This is a genomic window from Yersinia entomophaga (assembly GCF_001656035.1).
In the GTDB taxonomy this organism is placed as follows: Bacteria; Pseudomonadota; Gammaproteobacteria; order Enterobacterales; family Enterobacteriaceae; genus Yersinia; species Yersinia entomophaga.
Genome location: NZ_CP010029.1, coordinates 1,606,693 through 1,630,356 on the forward strand (window position 1 = coordinate 1,606,693; position 23,664 = coordinate 1,630,356).

A 23,664-nucleotide genomic window follows, 5' to 3' on the forward strand; every position below is an offset into this window, starting at 1 on the left:
ATATTGTTCACTCCCAAGGCTCTGCACGAGCCTTGGTTTTTTTCCTGACTAAGCCTTAATGCCCTTACGCACCAGATAACGATAAGGGGCAGTCTCCACTTCCTGTGCCACCAGTTCATGATCCATAAAGCGGCAAAATCCGGGAATATCGCGGGTTGTGGCAGGATCGTCGGCGATAATCAACAAAGTCTGTCCTTCTTCCATATGGCGAACCGTTTTCCGCACCATCATTACCGGTTCCGGGCAACGTAGGCCCAGCGTATCAAGGGTTTTATCCGGATGGGCAAAAAGATCTGTCATTGGTTTTCTCTTATCAGCGATTGAGCAAATTTTAATCTCGGCGGGAAGTGCCCGATGAAGGGCAGCTAGTTTACTCCGCCCATTTTGCGGTGCAAGCTACGCTAACGTTTGCGCTAAAATTAACCATTGCATTCGTTGCGCAAACAAGTATTATGCCGCCGCGCCGTAGAAACTGCGGGCACATTTTGTTTGGGTTCCCTCACCCCAATAACCAAAAAGGTCACATCTATGTTTTCGTTTACGCCCCAACAGCGGATGACCGCTTTGGTATGGCTTTCGCTATTCCATATTGTCATCATCACATCCAGTAACTATCTGGTGCAATTACCGATCGCTATCTTCGGTTTTCACACCACATGGGGAGCTTTTACCTTTCCCTTTATCTTTTTAGCTACCGATCTGACCGTGAGGATTTTTGGTGCGCCTTTAGCTCGCCGCATTATTCTCTCAGTGATGTTACCTGCATTGGTAATTTCCTATCTGGTTTCAGCCCTGTTCTTTCAGGGAAGCTGGCAGGGATTCCCCGCGCTCACTAGCTTTAACGTGATGGTAGCCCGTATCGCCGTAGCCAGCTTTATGGCCTACGTATTAGGGCAGATTCTGGATGTACAGGTATTTAACCGCCTGCGTCAGCGCAGCGCCTGGTGGGTTGCACCTACGGCAGCGATGTTCTTCGGCAATATCAGCGATACGCTGGCCTTCTTCTTTATTGCCTTCTATAAGAGCAGCGATCCCTTTATGGCGGCCAATTGGGTCGAAATCGCCTTGGTAGATTATACCTTTAAGCTACTGATCTGCCTCCTATTCTTTCTTCCTGCCTATGGTGTAATGCTGAATATGCTGCTGAAATATTTCGCCAGTAGAACGGCGTCGCAGCCAGCGGTACAAATCGGCTAATCTACCACCTGCCGGTTAATGGCGGCCCGCCTACGGCCGCCAGATTCTTCTGGAATTCCGTGTAATACCTGCCTACTCACAATTCTTTACCGAGGAGCCTGTTGCTTTTATCCGCTGAATAAGGTGCGATACGGGTCATTCAGTCAAGGTTAAAGACTCTCATCCAGAAGGAATTCCCATGAATAAGATGACCAAACTTTTCGCCGTTGGTTTATTGGTTACCGGGCTAAGCGCCTGCGATGTCAAAAACGACAACAACGTTGGCCAGCCGGTGAGTTTATTGGAGGGTAATATCGCCCTGGTTCTGCCCACCGAATTTACCGATCAAAGCGATAAAATCAGCAGCCCTTCCAGTAATAAACGCGTTTATGCGACCAAAAACGGTGAAAAAGCCGTAGTGATCATTTTGAATGAAAAAGACACCGCCGGTTTGGATGTATTGGCTCAGCGTTTGATCGAACAGCAAAAAGGTCGCGATGCCAATCTGCAAATCGTCACCAATAAAACCATTCAGGTTGACGGCAAGCCGTTGCAGCAACTGGATAGCATTATCACCAGCGGCGGCCAGAAGGCTTATTCATCGGTCGTTATGGGTAACGTCGATAACAACAGCATGACGCTGCAAATTACCGTTCCAGCCGAAAATCAACAGCAGGCGCAGACCGAAACTGAATCCATTATCAGCACCCTGAAGCTGAAATGAATGCAGATAATCCCGCAGCGGAGTTGTAACGCTCCCTGCGGGGTTTTCTCACCAAATTTGAGCGCCACTGCGGCGCTCTGATTGTTTACGCTAACGCGCGAGCCAGTAGCGTAATCGGATGCTCACATTTCTTGCTGGTCGACATTTCAATCTGCCATTTACAGGTTTCACAATCCGTAATCACCAAATCTACCCCGCTCTCCTCAATCTGACGAAATAACGAAGCGCCAATGCCTTGCGAAGTGGCGTAATTCTCAGATTTAAACCCATAAGTACCGGCAATTCCACAGCATTGAGAATCCAGCGTAATCAGTTCGACGCCGGGAATTCGACGCAGCAACGCCAGTGTATAAGCAGTCCAGCCCATTTTCTCCATATGACACGGCGTATGGTAAGCAATGCGCAGCGGCAGGCGTTTCAGCGGTAATTCCCGCCCCTGATCCAGTAAACGGTAAAGATAACGAGTTGCCAGTTCAACGCGATCGCGCACCGGCGTGGTATCCACATCCAATAAATGAGGATATTCATCTCGTAGAGTAAAAGTACAGCTGGAAGAAGTGGCAACCACCGGAATATCCCGCGTGATGACCGCATCTGTCAGCGATTCCAGATTAACTTTAGCCTGCTTTTTAGCCTGATCGATAAAGCCGTTGGCAATCAAAGGGACGCCGCAGCACTTTTCTCGTTTGAGCAACTGCACGCCGATATTCATTGCATTGAAAACGCTGATTAAATCTTTCCCCAGCTGCGGATGATTGTAATTAACAAAGCAGCCGTGGAAAAACGCCACCTGTTCGGCATATTGTTGCTGTTTAGCCGCCTGCTGACGATACCAGCGGCGGAAAGTACCAAAAGAGTATTTAGGCAATTCACGGCGATGATCGATTTTCAGGGCTTTATCCAGCAAGTGACGCACTGGTTTTAATCCAGTGATAGCATTCACTACCGGTGCAAATGGCGTCGACAAAGAGCCCATTAAATCGGTATGGCTTAAAATAGCGTCACGCAGTTTTGGTTTATTACTGCTGTAACTGGCTTTAGCACGTTGAATAATGTCGCCGATTTTAACGTCGGAAGGACAAGCCACTTCACAACGTTTACAGTTGGTACAATATTTCAGCGCTTCGTCATACAGCATCGGATCTTTTAATCGCAGACGTTCGCCATCAGGCCCTGCCTGCTTTGGCCCCGGATAAAGCGGATTGACCTTGGCTACCGGGCAATAAGTGGTGCATACCGTACATTTAATGCAGCTTTCGAAGCTGTTATCCCGCGGCAAACTCATAGTTTAACCTCCGTGGCATCGGTAATCTGCTGAGCAGCGAACAAAGCACTGGTTAATGACACACCGGCACCGCAGCCTTGCTGTAGGGGGTCATAGCCGCCCAACACCGCTCCAATCGCATAAAGATTTTCCAAAGGCTCGCCGCCGCGCATAGCGCGTAACTGCTTATCGGTCTGCACGCCGAACTGTAGGTAAGGCTGAGCATCAAACATGTCGCTGCGACTCCAGTCCGCCCGATTACTCAGAGAAAGCATATCCAGCCCTAAAATGGGTTCGTAAACCCGATCGAATCCGGCAATCAATCCGTTGCTAAAGAAACTGCCGCTCGCCAGTACGACATGAGGCGCTCGTAGCGGAATATCTCCGTGGTTACGGCTATACAAGCCGGTGACACGATTACCCTCGAGTTCAGCTCGTAGTACCGAATCTCCCGGCATGACTAACCCACCAAGATGTTGAAAACGTTGGCGTAATTCCTGGTGCAGACGCATACCCAATAACGATGGAGGCAGAGTCGGCAATAGCATAATCGGCTTGCCGACCGCCAGTCGCAGGGCTTCCAACTGTACCGGATTATCCAGACCGATACAGGCGGGCAATAAAATCGCCTGAGCGTGCGTAGACAAGCGGCTCAATTCTTCAGCCAAGGGAGGCAGGCTTTCCGCCAAATCCAAAACGCGGGCGATATTCACCGCGCGAAATTCACTAGGATTATCACGCAGCCGATCTAATGCCGGCAAATGCATATAGCTGGACGTCGCCGCGACGCCCTGCGCCTGTAAGGAATCCGCCACCATCTGCGGCTGAAAATCGAGGAATCCTTCAATACCGATAACGGCAATTCGCTCCCAAGGTAAAGTTCCGTTCAACGGTGTAGTGGGAATTTCTGCAGGACTGAGCCACGTTGGGCGTTGACTGCCCAGCGGCGTAATGCGCATGTGGTTTTCCGCCGCACTACCGACAAAAGAAAGGTGGCAACGCTCCAGTAATTTCTGCGCTTCATCCACCAGTTCGATGACCACCGCCCCCATTTTGCTGTAAGGATGCTCAGGTGCCTGTGCCGCCAAGGCTTCTAATGCCGTAAGAGGCTGGCGCACTTCGCTGCCATCAGGCAACTGAGCCAAAAGATCGAGAGAACCGGATGAAAAATGCAGCGCACTTTGCCCGGCGCTGACGATGGCGCAAGACTTTCCCTGCTCCGCCAGACGAATACCGCAGGTTAGCCCCGCCAGCCCGCCGCCAATGATAATGGCATCAAATTTCATCGCTTTTCTCCTGCGCCGATGGAATCGCGGCAGTCTGGTGACCCAGCCCGCACAGTCCTTGATATACCCAACTGGTAAATTCACTTTCCCGCAGCGCATCGCCCCAGGCAATTGGACGGACGCCTTTCCAGCGCTCGTTGAGGAATTGGGTCAGTTGCTCGCGAGATTGCTGTGGCGTGGTGACATTAAAACGATTTAGTAAGCCAGCGGCACGACAGGCGCAGAGTTCACCCTGACAGGTTCCCATCCCGACGCGAGTGCGTCTTCGTAAATCCAATAAATTGTTTACCGTGAGCGATTCGACGGCATAACGCACTTCACCTGCGGTCACAGCTTCGCATTCGCATACCAGGCTATTATCCAGCCGATTACCGTCCAATAATTGAGTGGCTCTATCTCCGTGACGATAAACCGCAGAGCCGCGAATACTGGCTGGCAGAGAAACAACCTTACGTAAAGTCTGTTCTGCGGACTGGCGAGAACCGGGCAGCGGCTCTTGTGCCGTGGTGCAACTGGCCTGATGCCCCAGTTTTTCACACACTTTATCCGTCGCCCATTCTGCCATTAACCGGTAAGTCATTAATTTGCCACCAGTAATGGTGATAAAACCCTCCAGCCCATCGCGGCTGGCGTGATCCAGCAAAACAATACCGCGGCTAACGTTACGGCCGCTCGGATCGTCGTCGCTGGCGACCAGAGGACGAACGCCAGCATAGGCGCGTAAAATGCGGGTTGCCGCCAGTTTCGGCGACAGTTTCGATCCTTCCCGAATCAAAATATCCACTTCCTGTGGCGTGACGATCATGTTGTCTATCTGGTCATAATCAATATGCGTTGAGGTCGTACCGATCAGTGAAATAGTGTCTCCCGGCACTAAAATATCGGCGTCGGCCGGTTTGCGGCAACGGTTAATCACCATGTTATTAATGCGGTGCCCCAAAATCAGTAACGCGCCTTTCGCAGGGAACATTCGCACTCGCAGATCGGCATACTCGGCAATGTGTTGCCCCCAAATGCCTGCGGCGTTAACCACGATTCGGGCATGAATTTTATACTGGCGCTGGTTTTTGTGATCGAAAACGCTCACGCCGGTCACTCGGTCACCCTGACGGATAAGACCAATAACTTCATGATATGTCAGTACATTAGCGCCATGTTCGCGAGCGTCCAGCATATTGGCGGCGGTGAGACGGAAAGGGTCAACGGTGCCGTCAGGTACTTTAACTGCACCAATCATGGCCGGATTGGCCGCCGGTTCCATTCGCAGCGCCAACGCCGGATCGATCGCTTCCGCGTCAATACCCGCCAACTGGCAGCGGGTGATAAATTGCTGCTGATATTCGAGAGAATCTTCTGGCAGCGTGATAAACAAGCCATTGGTTGGTTCAATACAGTGGCGGGCAATACGTTTGAGGATACGATTCTCTTCAATACATTCTTTGGCTGATTCGCCGTCGGTTACCGCATAGCGCGCGCCGCTGTGCAGCAAGCCGTGATTCCTGCCAGTCGCACCGGTAGCGATGTCGTGTCGCTCCAGTAAAATACAGCCTAACCCACGGCGGGCGCAGTCTCTAGCTATGCCCGCACCGGTGGCGCCGCCGCCAATGATGATGACATCCGTTTCGCTGTAAGGAGAACTGTTCGTCATGAAAGACCCCACTCTATAGACAACCGCCTGGCGGTCAATTTTACATCTATTGAGACACAATAATTAGGGTCATTGTTTGATAAGGAACAAAAACGAACCAAAAACGAAAACCAAATGATGGATAAAAACCATGATTGTGATCAAAGTCACACAGGAGCACCCACTTTTTATTTCAAATCGTTAACCAATCGCTCAAAATCGCACCCGCTTACATAAAACTGTAACAATTGCGCCATCCCTCACAGATAAACAACGCGTTTTTATCTAGCATTGCGCTCGTTATAGAACATAAACGATAACCAGGTTGGCAGTTCAACCACCCGCTAGACACCAGGCTATGCTGGGATCAAAAAGTACGTATAACGCCATTGGAGGCACTCATGTTGAGTATATTTAAGCCTGCGGCTCACCAAGCCCGGCTGTCAGAAGATCGGATTGATCCGACTTATCGCCGATTACGCTGGCAAATATTTATGGGCATCTTCTTCGGTTACGCTGCCTATTATTTGGTTCGCAAAAACTTTACATTGGCCATGCCGTATTTGATCGAGCAGGGCTTCTCCCGTGGGGATTTGGGTTTTGCCTTATCCGGTATTTCCATTGCTTACGGTTTCTCTAAATTTATCATGGGTTCGGTTTCCGACCGCTCAAACCCACGCGTGTTTCTCTCCGCCGGTTTGATTCTGGCCGCCGCCGTGATGCTGTTTATGGGCTTTGTCCCTTGGGCTACCTCCAGCATTGCCGTGATGTTCGTTCTACTCTTCCTGTGCGGTTGGTTCCAGGGAATGGGCTGGCCTCCGTGCGGTCGAACCATGGTTCACTGGTGGTCGAAGAAAGAGCGTGGCAGCATCGTATCCGTTTGGAACTGCGCCCATAACGTCGGTGGTGGTCTGCCGCCATTGCTGTTCCTGCTGGGGATGGCCTGGTTTAACGACTGGAAAGCCGCGTTATATATGCCTGCTTTCGGTGCCATTTTAGTGGCGTTGATCGTTTTCGGTCTGATGCGCGATACCCCTCAATCCTGCGGTTTACCACCGATTGAAGAGTACAAAAACGACTATCCAGACGATTACTCGAAAGAAGCAGAAGAAGAACTGACGGCTAAACAGATCTTCATGCAATACATTCTGCCGAATAAATTGCTGTGGTATATCGCCATTGCCAACGTATTCGTATACCTGCTGCGTTACGGCATTCTGGACTGGTCACCAACCTACCTGAAAGAAGTGAAACACTTCGCTCTGGATAAATCCTCATGGGCCTATTTCTTGTATGAATATGCCGGGATTCCAGGAACGCTGCTGTGCGGCTGGATGTCCGATAAAGTGTTTAAAGGTAACCGCGGTGCAACCGGCGTGTTCTTTATGATACTGGTCACTATTGCCACCATCATTTACTGGCTGAACCCGGTCGGCAACCCAGGCATTGATATGGCCTGTATGATCACCATCGGCTTCCTGATTTATGGCCCAGTAATGCTGATTGGTCTGCATGCGCTGGAACTGGCACCGAAGAAAGCGGCAGGCACTGCGGCGGGCTTCACCGGTCTGTTCGGTTATCTGGGCGGATCGGTTGCAGCTAGCGCCATCGTTGGTTATACCGTTGACTTCTTCGGTTGGGACGGCGGCTTTATGGTGATGATTGGCGGCAGCATTCTGGCGGTTCTATTACTGATCGTCGTTATGTTCAGCGAGAAAAAACATCACGAAGAGATGGCAAAAAACCGCGCTAACTAAGGCTCGGTAGTCAATCTCAGCGTTTCAGGCCGTGCCGTTATCTTTGGCGACACGGCCTTTTTTGTACCCTAAAACCAAAAGTGGAGTAGGTAAACCATGCAAACTCACGTTAAAGCCTTGGTAGCTGGCATTATTCTGGCCTCATCAATGGCCGGAGTAGCTCAGGCCGCAGAGAAAATTGTCATCGCACATCGCGGTGCCAGCGGCTATTTGCCAGAACATACCTTACCGTCGAAAGCGATGGCTTATGCTCAGGGAGCCGATTACTTAGAACAAGATTTAGTGATGACTAAAGATAATGAGTTGGTGGTTTTACACGACCATTATCTGGATCGAGTTACCGATGTTGCGGAGCGCTTCCCAGATCGGGCGCGTAAAGATGGACGTTACTACGCCATTGATTTTACTCTGCCAGAAATCAAATCCCTGAAATTCACCGAAGGTTTTGATATCAAAGACGGCAAAAAGGTACAAAGCTACCCGGGCCGGTTCCCAATGGGTAAATCCGATTTCCGTGTGCATACCTTCCAGGAAGAGATCGAGTTCATTCAAGGATTGAATCACTCAACCGGTAAGAATATCGGTATCTATCCAGAAATTAAGGCGCCGTGGTTCCACCGTCAGGAAGGAAAAGATATCTCTGCCAAGGTGCTGGACGTGCTAAAAGAGTACGGTTACACCACCAAAGGAGACAAAGTTTATCTGCAATGCTTTGATGCCAATGAACTAAAGCGAATTAAGAACGAGCTGGAACCGCAAAAAGGCATGGATTTGAAACTGATTCAGTTGGTGGCCTATACGGATTGGAATGAAACCTATGAACAACAGCCAAACGGTAAGTGGGTAAATTATAGCTATGATTGGATGTTCAAACCGGGCGCGATGAAGCAGGTCGCACAGTACGCTGACGGTATTGGGCCGGATTATCATATGCTAGTGGCAGCCGAATCTACGCCGGGCAAGATTGTGCTAACTGAGATGGTTAAGGATGCCCACGCCAGCAATATGATGGTGCATCCATACACGATTCGCGCCGATGCGTTGCCGAAATATGCCACCGACGTCAATCAGCTGTACGACATTATCTACAATCAGGCGCAGGTTGACGGTGTGTTTACTGATTTCCCAGATAAAGGCGTTCAGTTCCTGCAAAAGCAGGGGCAGCATAAGTAACCAAAATATCAGGGCGCATTTTTATGCGCCCTGTCCATCAAAAATAAGCCACTTGCTCTTTTGCTTGAAAGATCTGAGCTAAATAGCCCTTAAACTGTTCGGTAATCTGTTCTGCCGCATCATTCATATCTATATAGGTGGTTGCCAGCACTAGCCCATCAGCGACAGAAAATATCACTTTATTGCCGTAGTTATAGGACAAAAGTTGTAGCAAACAATCGTATTGCTGAGGCACTGGAGCAAACGGGCAAATCAATTCTGCGTTATCATCCTCAGTATCAATATAAACAATAAATTCGTCATTTATATTAATATAATTATCTTCTCCATGAGGAGTGGTGGCAAAATATTGAAGTAGTAATTGCGAGCTTTCATCCATGACTGTACCTATTTATTATAAGGAGCTAATCCACGAAGTTGCTTAACCAGGTCTGTATCATCGACCCGTTTTACGGCAACATTTTTGATTTTATCAAAAGCTTTACTCCCTTCGGTATGCATATTAGCGGCTTGAATTTGAAGGTTACTGCTATTTAATGCGACCATTTTATAAAGTGCTTTCCCATCAACCGATAATTCCCTACTAGGAGAGAGCGAATGGTTAAAATGTAATGATGCCAACTCACGCTTAACTTCTATATCAAGTAAAGCCGTGCGATCTTTACCACTTTTACAATTCCAACAAGGCGTCACACCAATAGCATTGGAAAGTAACACTATTCGCCTGACAAATTTATAGGGATCAATTTTATTAGAGTAAGATTTATCATGCCACATTTCCATTAACTGCCTCGACAGTTCTCTAACCAATTTTATATTATTATCATCCGGTTTATTTTTCGTATTAATAAGATAATCGCCCACCCAGCCGCCTGGTTTAGAGATGTCCAGCTCATCACCTAGCATTAATTTTATAGAGGGTTCATTGTATTGATTTGAAACCTCCCAAGACTTATTCTTTGGAATACCAAATCCATTAGGGAATATAGGTAGAAAGGCCATTGAATTAACGCCAAAGTTAAATGCGGCCAACTGTAAATTCATTTTAATTTCTTGTTGCTTCCCACTCGCGTCGCGTATATATAAAACTAATGGCTTGGATTCTGACAATGTTTTCCAAGCGCCCATCTGTATCGTTAACTGAGTCCCTTCCGTGTCCTTCAAAAAATCCTGCGCCGTCAGTAAGCTAGTAGAAGTTAACCGCAAATCAATCGTCTCTCCATTCAGAGCCTTTTGCAGCTTTTCTGGATGCTGGAACAATGCGGCAAGAACGACTTCGCGTCCGCGTTCAAGCGCTATCGATTGACTGTCTTCCTTGCTAATTTTCACGCTATGCGGACCAAGAGAGGCATGTCGAATCCCCTCGAGCAAAATCTCTGGCCGCCCGTTCTTCTGTAACGAAAACTTAGACACCCACAAATTAACTGCGTGCTGAGAATTACCGCTATCAGCAGAACAAACGCCACCATTTTTATAACTAGTGGGGAATATGTCATCCTCTCCCTGCTCAAGTTTCAATTGACCGGCAGGTATTGACTCACTAATAAATTTGCATCCCAAATAGTCAAACTGAGACTTTTGTATATTCCACTCTGCCGTATTCAATAATCTGATACTGGCTTGTTTAAATTCCCGCTTAGCATTCTCTTTGGCTAACTTAGCGTTCATTCCTTGTTCTTTATAAAATTGAGTGAGAACATCCATAACTTCTTTCTTACAGTGTTTAATACTGTCGTATTCAGCATTGCTAATGGGCTGGTTTTCTAATGACGTAGGATTTTTTAAATTATTCTTTTTAAATTCCAAATCCATTGTGGCTTCTAACTTTCCATAAAAACCATTGGAATCATCATCTTTCAAAACATCCAGAGCCACTTTGATATAATCTAATTTTAATTGGCGAGTGTCTTTAGCATAATTCAATATATGATCTGAAAATGAACTTTCTTTTGATTTATCTCTGGCATGTTTTTTTATCGTCATGCTTTTTTGTTCAAATTTATCTATCGCTTTATCTTTCGCCTGTAGGTCACCCTCACCGTTTCTTATATAATGTTGACAAAGAATATCCACAATTTCATTCTCGTGCTGTGTAACACTAATATCATTAGTAATATCAGTCGATAGTTCGAACGATGGTTCTATATCTCCTAATTCTTTTGAAATGGTATTTATCTTTTTGATAAAAGGCATTTTTTCGAGAGAATAGCCAGTGGCGGATTTATCATTATCCGGGATCAACACCTCAAGAGCTATATCCGCATATCTCAACTTTAGCTGTCTGATTGAACTCCTTATTGTATCAACCGACTCTGATTTCTTCTGATGGATATAGCTAACACCAGCAATATTTTCTGGCTTACGCGGAGGTGAAGAACCAAACCCTAATATTTTCTTGTTCTCACTCTTTTCAACTTTATCATATGAATGATTAGATTTAGTTACATTATTATTTATCGCAAAGTCGTTTGACATAGGACCTCCACACATCAATAAATGCAAAACAAACTATATTGCAGTTAATAATGTTTTTTTGGTTCGAGTGGAGGATATAACAAAACAATTTTATAAGTACTGAGAAGGGAAAGAAATTCAGGGCGATAGAACATCGCCCCGTTTGAGCGTTAGGCTAAAAACATTTTACGCAGATAGTGCGGTACTGCGTCGTCAGCGTTTGAACCTATCACTTCCAGATCCGGTAAAATATCTTTCAGACGTTGGTGAGCATCACGCATGATGCAACCCTTACCGGCCATCGACAGCATTTCCAAATCATTCATTCCATCACCAAAAGCGATGCATTCTTTCAGTGAATAACCGATAATTTTGGATACCTGCTCCAATGCATGGCCTTTAGACACACCGCCGCCCATCACTTCCAGACAGGTTGGGAAGGAAAAACTGACGTTCACGCGATCGCCCCAACGAGCATTGATGGCTTCCTCCAAAATCAGCAGCTTATCGTGATCTTCGCAGGTGAAATACACCTTGCACACGCCTTCGGTCGGCAGTAATGCAGGTTCGAATAGCTGATAGGTGAACACCGATTCACGGAAAAACTCTTCCTGCTCCGGACTTTCGCGATTCATATACCAATCGTCGTTTAAATAAACGTTGGTCAGAATATCCGGATTATCGTGCTCCATGCTGTATAGATCGCGGGCGATATCACCATCCAGATTATGGCTAAAAATCAGCTCTCCGGCGGTGTTATGTACGCGCGCACCGTTAGAGGTAATCATAAAGGCACTGATCTCCAGACTATCGCGAATCTGTGACACATCAATATGATGGCGACCTGTAGCAAACACGAAATGCACGTCACGTTCGGTCAGTAGCTTCAATGTCTCTTTAGCGTAAGGAGTCAAAATGTGGTCAGGGGACAGCAGGGTGCCGTCTAAATCGGAAGCGACAACATGATACATAGCGGTATGTTCTAACCTCTGGTGGAGTTGGCGTCAGCGTCGACGCTCAGTTGATGATGTTGCGCAAAAAAACGCAATATGGCGCTTAACGCCTCTACACGCAGCTTGTCCCGCTCGAACAGGATCTCATGGCGTGCTCCTTTGATGACTCTGGGAGCGCCCCCGTCACAGGGATGCCCAGCCTGAGCCATTACCTGACAAAAAGCGTCCTGAGCCGGGTTTGATACCACCCGATCTTCACTGGCCTGCAACAATAATATTGGCGTGGTGATTTTATCTGCCTCGGCGATTATCTGCTCGCTGGCACGCAGGCTTTCCCTCACCCAGTGATAGGTAGGGCCGCCAACGCGTATTTCTGGCGTATCCGCGTAGTGACGTAGGCAGCGGCGATAGCGCTCGCGACTGTGGGTCAGCATATTCACTACATAAGGCAATGGCCGCCACTGACCGGTGCCAATCGCGTAGTAATCCCGCATGTTCTGGCGCTTTTCGGCCCAATCGACAATGCGGTGCGCCAGCCATTTCGGCATAGGTAGATGAATACCCAACATCGGTGCACAAAGCGCCGCAGCATCAAACGCCGTCGGTTCCCGGGCCAGATAGCGTAGCAGAATCGCACTGCCCATCGAGTGAGCCAGCGCAAAACGTTCTAGATAATGGCTATTACTGATTTCCCGCTCGACCCACTGAGCAAAATCTTCCACATAGTCATCAAAATTAACGACGTGGCCACGATTAGGATCTTCTAGCATTCGGCCAGAACGCCCTTGACCACGATGATCCAGCACCATGACGTCATAACCTTGCTGAAACAGATCGTAGGCAACTTCCGGATATTTTACGTAGCTTTCAATGCGACCCGGAACCAACATCACCACTTTGTTGTGATGAGGGGAACGGAAGCGAACATAGCGGATAGGTACATTATCGACGCCAGAAAACTCGTCTTCTTCCCGCTGCTGCCAGAAATCCAGCAAAGGCCCGTTAGCAAAGGCGGCAAATCGCGCTTCACGGGTTAACCAGTTTTCAGTTTTTTTCTCTAACGGCATAGGGTTGTTAATTGCATCCTTAAACCGGCGTCCTGTGGTTTTTCCGAGCTATAGCAGATCTAAAAACAATAGCGTATTGTGGCATAAATTTACTCATTCAGGGAATTTTGCCGATGACCTTCGACTGGTGGCTAACCTATCTGGTGACAACCTTTATCCTCAGCCTGTCGCCGGGTTCTGGTGCCATTAACACCATGAGCACCACCATCAGCCACGGTAAACGCGGTGTTGTCGCATCCATTGCCGGCTTGCAGCTTGGCCTGGCGCTGCATATCGTTTTGGTCGGCATTGGTCTGGGCGCTCTCATTTCCCAATCCCTGCTGGCTTTCGAAATACTGAAATGGCTGGGAGCGGCCTATCTGATTTGGCTGGGTATTGTACAGTGGCGAGCGGCTGGCGCTGTGGATCTTCATGCGCTTGCCACTAGTCTGCCTCGGAGAAAACTGTTCAAAAGAGCGATTTTCGTCAATCTGACCAACCCGAAGAGCATTGTTTTTCTGGCCGCGCTGTTTCCACAGTTTGTATTGCCTCATCAGCCGCAGGCGGCACAATATCTGATTCTGGGCGCGACTACGTTGATAGTGGATATCATCGTGATGATTGGCTACGCCGCGCTGGCTACGCGAATTGCTGGTTGGATTAAGGCCCCGCACCAGATGAAGTTGCTTAACCGTATTTTCGGCGGTTTATTTATGCTGATAGGCGCATTGTTGGCGACAGCCAAAAAAGTGTAGCCGAGAAGTGAATATCTGGCCGGAATACTAGTGATCCGGCCAGTAAGGGTTATTTCGAAAATATCAGATGCAATCCGAAACCAACAAATAATACGCCCGCCAAACCATCAATCCATTTCGACAAACGCTGGTAACCGCGGCGCATCACCGGCAGGGCAAATACACAGGCAACAACGCTGAACCAGATAAAGGTTTCTGCAACGATCAGGATAAACAATCCCCAACGTGCGCCAGCGCTGACGTCATCTCCGACAAACAGCGAGAATACGCTGCCAAAATAGATCACCGCTTTCGGGTTAGATAAGTTGGTCAGAAAGCCGCGCAGGAAAGTACGGCCGCGGACTGGCAGCGTCATTTCTACCTCGCCTTCCCCCAGCTCGCCTTTGGCCCTGGCTGATTTCAGCAATTGCCAGCCCATCCAGCACAGATAAAGCCCACCGCCGACCATAATAACCTGATGCAGCCACGCCATTTTTTGCAGAATTAAATGCAGCCCCATCAAGGCCACGCCTGCCCAAACCACAATTCCCAGAGATATTCCTACCACGCCCATCATTGCTTCGCGACGGGAACGGCTGGCGGCAGTTTGAGAAACGAAAAAGAAGTCAGGGCCGGGGCTCATCAAGGCAATAAGGTGAACCAACGCCACGGTAAGAAAAAGCATCAACATGAAGATAATCCGACAGGAAATGAGAGAAGAAAAACCACTGTATCACGAGGACGGCAGCCCAACCAGACTGCCGTTTATGCTTTATATTCAACGCTGGCAGGCGCTATTCATCGTTATCCACATGATCGCGAATCATCGCCATAAATGGCGCGCCGAAACGTTCCAGTTTACGCTGCCCTACGCCGTTGACGCTGAGCAATTCGCTGGCCTTAATCGGCATCTGCTCCGCCATTTCCAGCAGCGTCGCATCGTTAAAGACGACATAAGGCGGAATGTTTTCTTCGTCAGCAATGGACTTACGCAGTTTGCGCAATTTGGCAAACAGTTTGCGATCGTAATTGCCGCCGTAGGACTTCTGATTAGCGCTGCTGCGCGGTTTCAGGCTTTGAATGCGCGGCACCGCCAGTTGCAGCGGAATTTCGGCACGCAAAATAGGTCTGGCGGCCTCGGTTAATTGCAGGGCGGAAAACTGCGCGATATTCTGGCTGAGTAAGCCTAAATGGATTAACTGGCGCAGAACGCTCACCCAATGCTCATGGGTTTGATCCCGGCCAATGCCGTACACCGAAAGTTTATCGTGCCCCATTTCGCGAATACGCTGATTATTCGCTCCACGCAGCACTTCCACGATATAGCCCAAACCAAAGCGTTGCCCAACGCGATACACGCAGGATAAGGCTTTTTGAGCGTCACCCAGCGCGTCATAACGTTTCGGCGGGTCAAGGCAGATATCACAGTTGCCGCAGGCCTGTTGTTTCCCTTCGCCAAAATAATTTAGCAATACCAAACGGCGGCAGGTTTGCGCTTCGGCAAAAGCCCCCATGGCATTCAGTTTATGACGTTCGACGTCCTGCTGAGCACCGGCAGGCTTTTCTTCCAGACAGCGGCGCAACCACGCCATATCCGCCGGATCATAAAGTAAAATCGCTTCCGCAGGCAGGCCATCACGCCCGGCGCGCCCCGTTTCCTGATAATAAGATTCGATAGTCCGCGGAATATCAAAATGCACCACAAAACGGACGTTTGGCTTGTTGATACCCATCCCAAAAGCCACGGTGGCAACCACCACCTGTAAATCATCGCGCTGAAACGCTTCCTGAACCTGGGCCCGTCGTTCGTTATCCAGACCGGCGTGATACGCGGCCACGCTCAGGCCGCGGCTTTGTAGACGCGCAGTGGTATCTTCAACTTTAGCCCGACTATTGCAGTAAATAATGCCGCTTTTACCACGTTGATCCTGCACAAAGCGCCAGAGCTGATCCAGCGGCTTGAACTTCTCAACCAAGGTATAGCGAATATTGGGCCGATCGAAACTGCTGACCTGAATCAGCGGCTGATTAAGATCCAGCAACCGAACAATATCGCCGCGCGTGGCTTCATCCGCCGTGGCGGTGAGAGCAATAACTGGCAACGCGGGAAAACGACGTTTGAGCTGACCCAGAGCGCGATATTCCGGGCGGAAATCGTGTCCCCATTGGGAAATACAGTGAGCCTCATCAACCGCCAGCAGCGCCGGACGCCAATGCTCAAGCTGTTCGAGGAAGTTTTCCATCACTAAGCGCTCGGGAGCGATATACAGCAGTTTAATCTGACCACTGCGGCAACCTTCCATCACGGCCAGTTGCTGCTCGCGAGTTTGTGATGAATTGAGACAACCCGCGGCGACGCCGTAGGCCTGAAGTTGGTCAACCTGATCTTTCATCAGTGAAATCAGCGGAGAAACCACCAGCGTCAAGCCATCCATCACCAGCGCCGGGATCTGATAACACAAGGATTTTCCGCCGCCCGTCGGCATCACCACCAGACAGTCCTGCCCGGCGAGCGTTGCATTGATGATTTCTTGTTGCCCTGGTCGGAATTGTTGGTAGCCGAAAGTCTCTCGCAAGACCTGCGCTGCCAGCTGTTCCTTATTTATCACTGCCGCGGTAGACACTCGTTTCCCCAACTCTTGGATCTGAACAGGCCGGTTAACCGGCCTGTATGTGATTCTGCACTCACGCCAAACGGCGTTACATGACGTCGTTCAACATGATACCCACACCGACACGGGTTTGCCTAAAGTTATAGTCAATCATTGACTCACCGTAGCCGCTGAACACCTGTGTGTAGAAGCGAACATGCTTGGTGATGGGGTAACTCCAGCCCATTTCAGCCGCGCCGTAGCCGGAATTCCAGTTATAGCGCCCTTCCATGCTAAATACACTATCGCCCCAGGCATAACCGACTTTCAGGCGGTAGTAACCCAAATATTTAGTGATATCTGGATTATCATCTTTTGCATCATTTTCCGAGAAGCGATACCAAGGTTTCAGATCTATCTCCCAATCTCCGCGCTGCGCCATCACGCGCGCATAGGCGCGATCCCAGCTACGAGAAGTTGGGTCTGCTTTACCGTTAGATTGGTGGTTCAAACCCACTTCTATTTCGCGGAAAGTCCAGCCCGCAAAGTCATAATCCGTTGCCCAGGCCAGGAATACCTGCGGCTCATAGTTAGTTTCGCGGAATGGCGAAGATTCCCCGCTGTTCGAAGCCTGCCACCACGAACGCTGAGTGTAGGATGCGCCCAACAGAGAGTTTTCCCCGGCAATGCCACGCCAGATAGGGAACCCTAAGCTCAGTTGGAATTTAATCTCATCTTTACGGGCATTTTCGGCCCAATCATAGGAACTAATGGCTTCTTTATTGATATTGCTGGAGTAGGTATAAAGCAGGTAATTGGTTTCGTACGGATATAGCAGGAAAGGATTATCGTGGTCTTGCAGCATGGCGGCAATAATACTTCCACGAATCGCAGGCGCATCATGAATCTTTTCTACCTTGGCTTCCTCAGCCTGTGCTAAAACCGGCACAAATAACAATACCATCAATATTCGCCAAAAGTGTCCCATCATTACTCTCATCGCCTCATAGATTATTCGTAATTTTAATGAAAAGCAGCTCATTCTACACACAAATGGCAGTCTGGCTTAGCGTTGTTTATTTTTATGAATCCGTCACTAGCGCGCAACAAGTTATGGGCATAAAATAAACATTTAGTTAACAGCCGCCGTATTATTATCGGCTACGAAAGTGAGAATCAAGCCACATGTCTGGAACCATATTAACCCTTGAAGAAGCGCGCCGCTTGATTGGCGAAGTTTTTGTCTACCACATGCCGTTTAATCGTGAGCTAGGTCTGGAATTACGCCGCTTTGAACAAGATTATGCAGAGTTAGCCTTTAGTCATCAGGATAGATTAGTCGGAAATATCGCTCAGCGCATCCTGCATGGCGGTGTTATTGCTTCCGTACTGGACGTCGCCGCCGGTCTGGTCTGCGTTGGTAACAGCCTGACACGTTACGAACCCTTGATTAAAGAGCAGTTACAGCAACAGCTATCTAAAATGGGCACCATCGATTTGCGCGTGGATTATTTGCGCCCCGGCCGCGGCGAGCATTTCACCGCCAGCAGCAGCATTCTGCGCAGCGGTAATAAAGTCGCTGTCGCTCGCGTTGAATTACATAATCAGGATGCGGTTCATATCGCCAGCGCCACTGCGACTTATTTAGTCGGGTAATTGTCTTTTTTCAGTGAGTAAACGCCAATGATGCTTAGCTACAACAAGTTAAGTACACTCACCGTATCCCTTTTTTGTTCAGAGCTATTCCATGGATAAGCAACAAACGCGTCAGGGCATTTTCTTTGCTCTGGCGGCCTATTTTATTTGGGGTCTTGCCCCGGCCTATTTCAAATTAATCCAGCAGGTTCCGGCAGATGAAATTCTGACCCATAGGATTATCTGGTCATTCTTTTTTATGCTGATTCTGCTCACGCTGAGTCGCAATTGGCCACAGGTACGCCAAGCCTGTCGGAATAAAAAACGCCTGTTATTACTGGCGGTCACTGCACTGCTGATTGCCAGCAACTGGCTGCTGTTTATTTGGGCGGTCAACAACCACCACATGCTGGAAGCCAGCCTGGGCTACTTCATTAACCCCTTGGTTAACGTATTGTTCGGTATGCTATTTCTAGGCGAGCGTTTTCGACGGATGCAATGGGTCGCGGTCGCGCTGGCGTTTGGCGGCGTGCTTATTCAACTGTGGCAGTTTGGCTCGTTACCGGTGATTGGGCTGGGGCTGGCGATAAGCTTCGCGCTTTACGGCTTATTACGTAAGAAAATGGGCATAGACGCGCAGACCGGCATGCTGGTAGAAACGCTGTGGCTGTTACCTATTGCCGCAGTATATTTATTCTTCTTTGCCGATAGCCCAACCAGTCATTTGAGCGCTAACGCCTGGTCGCTCAATCTGCTGCTGGCCGCTGCCGGTGTGATTACCACCATTCCGTTGCTGCTGTTTACCGCCGCTGCCGGCCGGTTGCGCCTCTCTACGCTGGGCTTTTTCCAATACCTCGGCCCAACGCTGATGTTTGTCCTAGCCGTCACTTTCTACGGTGAAACCATCAGTAACGACAAGATGGTGACCTTCGGGTTTATCTGGGCGGCGCTGCTAATATTCACGCTGGATGCGCTCTATACCCAACGTAAGTTACGCAAATAGGCTGCGACGCCCGATGTAGCCTCATCGGGCGCTCACACAGTTTGGGCCTTACAGCCAGTTTTTACGTTTGAAGTACAGATAAGGGGCTAAACCGGCGACGATCATCAGACCAATAGCCCCCGGATAGCCGAATGACCAACGCAGTTCCGGCATAAATTCAAAGTTCATACCGTAGCTCGAAGCCACCAGCGTCGGCGGCAGGAAGACCACGGAGACCACCGAGAAGATTTTGATAATCCGGTTTTGTTCGATGTTGATAAAGCCCATCGCCGCCTGCATCAGGAAGTTAACCTTTTGGAACAGGGATTCGTTGTGCGGCAGCAGGGATTCGATATCTCGCAGCACTTCCCGCGCCTGCTCTAGCTGACCAGTAGGCAAACGCGCTTTACGCACCAGGAAATTCAGGGCGCGCTGAGTATCCATCAGACACAAACGCACCTTCCAGCCGATATCTTCCTGCTCCGCCAACGTGGACAGCGCGGCATCGTACTCATCTCCCTGATGCCCTTCCATAATCACGCGGCTAAGCGCTTCCAGATCGCTGTAAATATTCTCTATTTCGTCAGCCAACTGCTCGATTTTGGTTTCAAACAAGTCCAGCAGCAGCTCATAGGCGTTACCGTCGACCAACGTCTGGTTGCGGGCGCGCATCCGATACAGGCGGAAAGCGGGTAACTCGCGCTCACGCAGGGTATACAGGCGGCCATCCCGAATGGTAAATGCGACGGTGGAGTTACCAGCGTGATCTTCGGCGTCTTCAAAATAGAAGAATGAGTGAATGTGCAAACCGTCTTCGTCTTCAAAGAAACGAGCGGAAGCCTCGATATCATCCAGTTCTGGCCGGGTCGCCAAACTCTGCCCTAACTCACATTGAACACGCTCACGCTCACCTTCTTCTGGCTCCACCAGATCCACCCACAGCGAGGTAGTCAGATCTTCGGATTCATCCAGCTCCAGACGGGATAAGCGATTGTTCTCTAATTTAAATGCGCTCAGCATGTGCCATAACTCCCTTGGGGAATGGATAGAGATTACGCATTGAAGCACAGAAACAAGGGGATGTCGTTACATCAGCAAGTTTCAGACCATAAGGAGATCTGACTCACAGCGACGGTCAAACGAGGTCGCTGACAACCACGAAGGCTATCAGCAAAAGAGGATAGCCTTAGAAGTTGCACCATATGAACAGGTTATTGAGCCAGCATCTACTGGGTGTGTCCAAGGCGAATGTCCTCATTAAGAATAGTGCGCGCATGTTACGCTGAGAAGAAAAAGGCTGTCAACCGCTACGCCGCAGTTAGTCGCAGCCTGAGATTCATCCTATTTCCTGGCAAATATTGTTGTCAGCGTAAACAGATGATAAACGGCAGACTTAGGCTAATCACTCTGGCTTATATCTGCCTTCCGCTTCGGCTACATTGGGCGCTACGCCTCAACTGGAATAACGGTAAATGAAACAAATCACTCGACCTATGCTGGCACAAATGAGCGAACAGGCTAGACAACTCAGCCGTTTGCGCACTCATCATAATTTTCACCCGGAACTGAGCGATTCCGTCCAGCGTCTGGCAATAGCCATGGAGCCACTAACCTACGTGCGCCCACATCGTCATCCACATACCTGGGAAGTACTAACTGCCCTTTCCGGACATTTTGTGGTGCTGTTATTCAACGATAATGGCGAAGTGACAGAGCGGGTAGTACTGGGAAAAGAAGCGACCATTCTGGAGATTCCTGCCAATACTTGGCACGCGGTGCTGTCGATGGAAGAAAATGCAGTGATTTTTGAGGTGAAACTCGGCCCCTATCAGCCAGTCAACGCGGAAGATTTCGCGCCTTGGTCACCGGCAGAGAGTGAACCAGAAGTCGCCAATATGCTGGCATGGTATCAAACGACTACGGTCGGCGAGCGTTATTCCGCTTAACTATTTGATTTAAAAATGATGAAAAAAACCGGAGTTATCATTAGCTCCGGTTTTTTTATGCTGCAACGGCGAATGATGGCTTATACCGCTTCCAGTCTCGCATAGGCTGCAACCAGCCATTTAATCCCTTCGCCTGGAAAAGCAATTTGCAGGCGGCTGTGCTCGCCGCTGCCTTCCAGATTCACCACCGTACCTTCACCGAATTTAGGATGACGAACTCGCTGACCCAGAGTGAAACCGCTGTCGTTTTCATTCATTGGCGTCCCCATACGGCGATGATTTACCGGACGAGAAACGCTGGCGCGTAGTCTGACTTCTTCGATACACTCCTGCGGCAGCTCACCGATAAAGCGGGATGGGCGATGATTGACTTCTTTACCGTACAGTCTGCGGCTTTCCGCATAGCATAAGGTCAGTTTTTGCATCGCACGGGTTAAGCCTACGTAGGCCAGCCGCCGCTCTTCTTCTAAGCGTCCACCTTCATCCAGCGACATTTGGCTCGGGAACATGCCCTCTTCCATACCTACTATGAATACCTGCGGGAATTCCAACCCTTTAGCTGAATGTAGCGTCATTAACTGTACCGCATCCTGATAGGCGTCCGCCTGCCCTTCCCCAGCTTCCAGCGCGGCGTGGGACAAGAACGCCTGCAACGGCATCAGATCTTCATCCTCGTCCTGATAACTGTACTGACGCGTGGCGTTGACCAGTTCCTCAAGGTTTTCGATACGAGCCTGACCTTTTTCGCCTTTTTCCTGCTCATACAGGGTCCACAGGCCGGAATCGCGAATCACGCGGTCGGTTTGCACGTGCAGCGGCATATCTGCTGTTTCGTGAGCCAGTGAATCCACCAGTTCCACAAAACGCTGTAAAGCAGAGGCAGCGCGCCCCGCCAGCACTTTTTCCTGCAATAACGCTCGAGTAGATTGCCACAGCGTAAGCTGGCGATCCCGCGCAGTCTGGCGCACTACATCTAGAGTACGATCGCCGATACCACGGGTTGGCGTATTGACCACTCGCTCAAAGGCCGCGTCATCGTTACGATTGGAAATTAAGCGCAGATAAGCCAATGAGTCTTTGATTTCCTGACGTTCGAAGAAGCGCTGACCACCATAAATGCGGTACGGCATCGCCGTTTGCAGTAAAGCCTCTTCCAATACGCGAGATTGGGCGTTGCTACGGTACAAAATAGCGCAGTCGTTTAACGCACCGCCGTTGTCTTGCCAGGCTTTAATCCGGTTCACCACAAAGCGCGCTTCGTCTAATTCGTTGAAAGCGCAATAGATCGAAATCGGATCGCCTTCCACGCCGTCGGTCCACAGGTTTTTCCCCATTCGGCCATCATTGTTGGCAATCAGGGTATTCGCCGCTTTCAGAATATTACTGGTAGAACGGTAATTCTGCTCCAGACGGATGGTTTCCGCGCCGGGGAAATCCTTCAGGAAGCGTTGAATATTCTCAACCTGCGCACCACGCCAGCCGTAAATCGATTGATCGTCATCGCCGACGATCATTACGTTGGAACGATCGCCCGCCAGCAGGCGAATCCATGCATATTGGATGCTGTTGGTGTCCTGAAACTCATCCACCAGAATATTGGTAAAACGTTCACGATAATGATTCAGAATATGCGGTTTATTCAGCCACAGTTCATGAGCACGCAGTAATAACTCGGCAAAATCGACCAGACCGGCGCGATCACAGGCTTCCTGATAGGCCTGATAAATACGCAGCCAGGTGGCTTCTACCGGATTACCGTAGCTTTCTACGTGCTGCGGCCGTAAACCTTCGTCTTTCTTACCGTTGATGTACCACATTGCCTGACGCGGCGGCCACTGTTTTTCGTCTAAATTCAATGCCTTAACGATGCGTTTCAGTAGCCGATGCTGATCGTCGCTGTCGAGGATCTGAAAGTCCTGCGGCAGATTGGCGTCCAAATGGTGTGCCCGCAATAAACGGTGCGCCAACCCGTGGAAAGTCCCAATCCACATACCGCCCTGGCTGGTACCAATCAAATGTTCGATACGGTGACGCATCTCCGCCGCCGCTTTATTGGTAAAGGTCACGGCAATAATGGAATAGGGTGAAGCATTCTCAACGGAGAGCAGCCAGGCAATTCGATGCACCAGCACCCGGGTTTTACCACTGCCCGCACCGGCCAGTACCAACAGGTTGCAGCGCGGCGCGGCCACGGCTTCACGTTGTTTTTCATTCAGGCTGTCGAGCAGATCAGAAACGTCCATAGGCACCGTTTATCGGGTAAGGGAAAACCGCGCTGTCGCCCGGTTTGACCGGACGACCATCAGCATTCCACTG

General features: G+C 49.5%; 21 protein-coding genes. 8 read left to right on the forward strand and 13 right to left on the reverse strand.

What is annotated here, in order from left to right:
- Nucleotides 1-48 precede the first annotated feature (48 nt).
- The gene (gene tusA, locus PL78_RS07330; protein ID WP_064514370.1) at nt 49-300 is read right to left on the reverse strand and encodes a sulfurtransferase TusA; all 252 of its coding nucleotides are present in this window, start codon (nt 298-300) and stop codon (nt 49-51) included.
- A gap of 228 nt (nt 301-528) precedes the next feature.
- Here tusA and PL78_RS07335 point away from each other — a divergent pair, with 228 nt between their 5' ends.
- Entirely contained in the window at nt 529-1,197 is a 669-nt protein-coding gene (locus tag PL78_RS07335; RefSeq protein ID WP_064514372.1) for a 7-cyano-7-deazaguanine/7-aminomethyl-7-deazaguanine transporter, read from the forward strand.
- A gap of 178 nt (nt 1,198-1,375) precedes the next feature.
- On the forward strand, nt 1,376-1,900 hold the full coding sequence (locus PL78_RS07340) for a DcrB family lipoprotein (protein ID WP_064514374.1): 525 nt from the start codon (nt 1,376-1,378) through the stop codon (nt 1,898-1,900).
- Between the two features lie 85 nt (nt 1,901-1,985).
- Here PL78_RS07340 and glpC read toward each other — a convergent pair whose 3' ends face one another.
- Genes glpC through glpA form a run of 3 tightly spaced genes read right to left on the reverse strand, consistent with a single transcriptional unit; the run spans nt 1,986 to nt 6,098 of the window.
- A complete protein-coding gene (glpC, locus tag PL78_RS07345; RefSeq protein ID WP_064514376.1) occupies nt 1,986-3,185 on the reverse strand; it encodes an anaerobic glycerol-3-phosphate dehydrogenase subunit GlpC in 1,200 nt (399 codons plus the stop codon).
- Nucleotides 3,182-4,450 (reverse strand): glycerol-3-phosphate dehydrogenase subunit GlpB, encoded by a 1,269-nt coding sequence (glpB, locus tag PL78_RS07350; RefSeq protein ID WP_064514377.1) that lies wholly within the window; start codon nt 4,448-4,450, stop codon nt 3,182-3,184. The genes glpC and glpB overlap by 4 nt, the downstream gene beginning before the upstream one ends.
- A complete protein-coding gene (gene glpA / locus PL78_RS07355) occupies nt 4,440-6,098 on the reverse strand; it encodes an anaerobic glycerol-3-phosphate dehydrogenase subunit A (RefSeq protein WP_064514379.1) in 1,659 nt (552 codons plus the stop codon). The genes glpB and glpA overlap by 11 nt, the downstream gene beginning before the upstream one ends.
- A 380-nt stretch (nt 6,099-6,478) precedes the next feature.
- Here glpA and glpT point away from each other — a divergent pair, with 380 nt between their 5' ends.
- Together glpT and glpQ are read left to right on the forward strand one after the other, a co-directional pair.
- Nucleotides 6,479-7,834 (forward strand): glycerol-3-phosphate transporter, encoded by a 1,356-nt coding sequence (gene glpT / locus PL78_RS07360; protein ID WP_064514381.1) that lies wholly within the window; start codon nt 6,479-6,481, stop codon nt 7,832-7,834.
- Between the two features lie 96 nt (nt 7,835-7,930).
- Complete coding sequence (gene glpQ, locus PL78_RS07365; RefSeq protein WP_064514383.1) at nt 7,931-9,007, forward strand: glycerophosphodiester phosphodiesterase; 1,077 nt, start codon at nt 7,931-7,933, stop codon at nt 9,005-9,007.
- Between the two features lie 37 nt (nt 9,008-9,044).
- Here the strand turns inward: glpQ and PL78_RS07370 are convergent, their stop codons facing one another.
- From PL78_RS07370 to pldB, 4 genes are all read right to left on the reverse strand, one after another.
- The gene (locus tag PL78_RS07370; RefSeq protein WP_064514386.1) at nt 9,045-9,386 is read right to left on the reverse strand and encodes a type III secretion system chaperone family protein; all 342 of its coding nucleotides are present in this window, start codon (nt 9,384-9,386) and stop codon (nt 9,045-9,047) included.
- A gap of 8 nt (nt 9,387-9,394) precedes the next feature.
- A complete protein-coding gene (locus PL78_RS07375; protein WP_064514388.1) occupies nt 9,395-11,482 on the reverse strand; it encodes an inositol phosphate phosphatase SopB in 2,088 nt (695 codons plus the stop codon).
- 149 nt (nt 11,483-11,631) lie between these two features.
- Complete coding sequence (gene yigL / locus PL78_RS07380; protein WP_064514390.1) at nt 11,632-12,432, reverse strand: sugar/pyridoxal phosphate phosphatase YigL; 801 nt, start codon at nt 12,430-12,432, stop codon at nt 11,632-11,634.
- 11 nt (nt 12,433-12,443) lie between these two features.
- The gene (pldB, locus tag PL78_RS07385) at nt 12,444-13,481 is read right to left on the reverse strand and encodes a lysophospholipase L2 (RefSeq protein WP_064514393.1); all 1,038 of its coding nucleotides are present in this window, start codon (nt 13,479-13,481) and stop codon (nt 12,444-12,446) included.
- Between the two features lie 113 nt (nt 13,482-13,594).
- Here pldB and rhtB point away from each other — a divergent pair, with 113 nt between their 5' ends.
- Nucleotides 13,595-14,215 carry a homoserine/homoserine lactone efflux protein gene (rhtB, locus tag PL78_RS07390; protein WP_064514395.1) on the forward strand — a complete coding sequence of 207 codons (621 nt, stop codon included), beginning with the start codon at nt 13,595-13,597 and terminating at the stop codon, nt 14,213-14,215.
- A gap of 49 nt (nt 14,216-14,264) precedes the next feature.
- Here rhtB and rhtC read toward each other — a convergent pair whose 3' ends face one another.
- The 3 genes from rhtC to pldA all read right to left on the reverse strand — a co-directional run bounded on the left by rhtC (nt 14,265) and on the right by pldA (nt 17,773).
- Entirely contained in the window at nt 14,265-14,885 is a 621-nt protein-coding gene (gene rhtC / locus PL78_RS07395) for a threonine export protein RhtC (RefSeq protein ID WP_064514397.1), read from the reverse strand.
- A 103-nt stretch (nt 14,886-14,988) separates the two neighbouring features.
- Nucleotides 14,989-16,818: an ATP-dependent DNA helicase RecQ gene (gene recQ, locus PL78_RS07400; RefSeq protein WP_064514399.1), complete on the reverse strand. Its 1,830-nt coding sequence runs from the start codon at nt 16,816-16,818 to the stop codon at nt 14,989-14,991.
- Between the two features lie 76 nt (nt 16,819-16,894).
- Complete coding sequence (gene pldA / locus PL78_RS07405) at nt 16,895-17,773, reverse strand: phospholipase A (protein ID WP_071889780.1); 879 nt, start codon at nt 17,771-17,773, stop codon at nt 16,895-16,897.
- A 197-nt stretch (nt 17,774-17,970) separates the two neighbouring features.
- Between pldA and PL78_RS07410 the strand changes: the two genes are divergently transcribed.
- Nucleotides 17,971-18,441 (forward strand): thioesterase family protein, encoded by a 471-nt coding sequence (locus tag PL78_RS07410; protein ID WP_064514403.1) that lies wholly within the window; start codon nt 17,971-17,973, stop codon nt 18,439-18,441.
- A 91-nt stretch (nt 18,442-18,532) separates the two neighbouring features.
- Nucleotides 18,533-19,423, forward strand: a complete 891-nt coding sequence (rarD, locus tag PL78_RS07415) for an EamA family transporter RarD (RefSeq protein WP_064514405.1) — start codon at nt 18,533-18,535, stop codon at nt 19,421-19,423.
- Nucleotides 19,424-19,471: 48 nt separating this feature from the next.
- Here the strand turns inward: rarD and corA are convergent, their stop codons facing one another.
- Nucleotides 19,472-20,422: a magnesium/cobalt transporter CorA gene (gene corA, locus PL78_RS07420; protein WP_064514406.1), complete on the reverse strand. Its 951-nt coding sequence runs from the start codon at nt 20,420-20,422 to the stop codon at nt 19,472-19,474.
- Nucleotides 20,423-20,874: 452 nt separating this feature from the next.
- Here corA and PL78_RS07425 point away from each other — a divergent pair, with 452 nt between their 5' ends.
- The gene (locus PL78_RS07425; RefSeq protein ID WP_064514408.1) at nt 20,875-21,348 is read left to right on the forward strand and encodes a WbuC family cupin fold metalloprotein; all 474 of its coding nucleotides are present in this window, start codon (nt 20,875-20,877) and stop codon (nt 21,346-21,348) included.
- 80 nt (nt 21,349-21,428) lie between these two features.
- Here PL78_RS07425 and uvrD read toward each other — a convergent pair whose 3' ends face one another.
- Nucleotides 21,429-23,591 carry a DNA helicase II gene (gene uvrD, locus PL78_RS07430; protein ID WP_064514410.1) on the reverse strand — a complete coding sequence of 721 codons (2,163 nt, stop codon included), beginning with the start codon at nt 23,589-23,591 and terminating at the stop codon, nt 21,429-21,431.
- Nucleotides 23,592-23,664 lie beyond the last annotated feature (73 nt).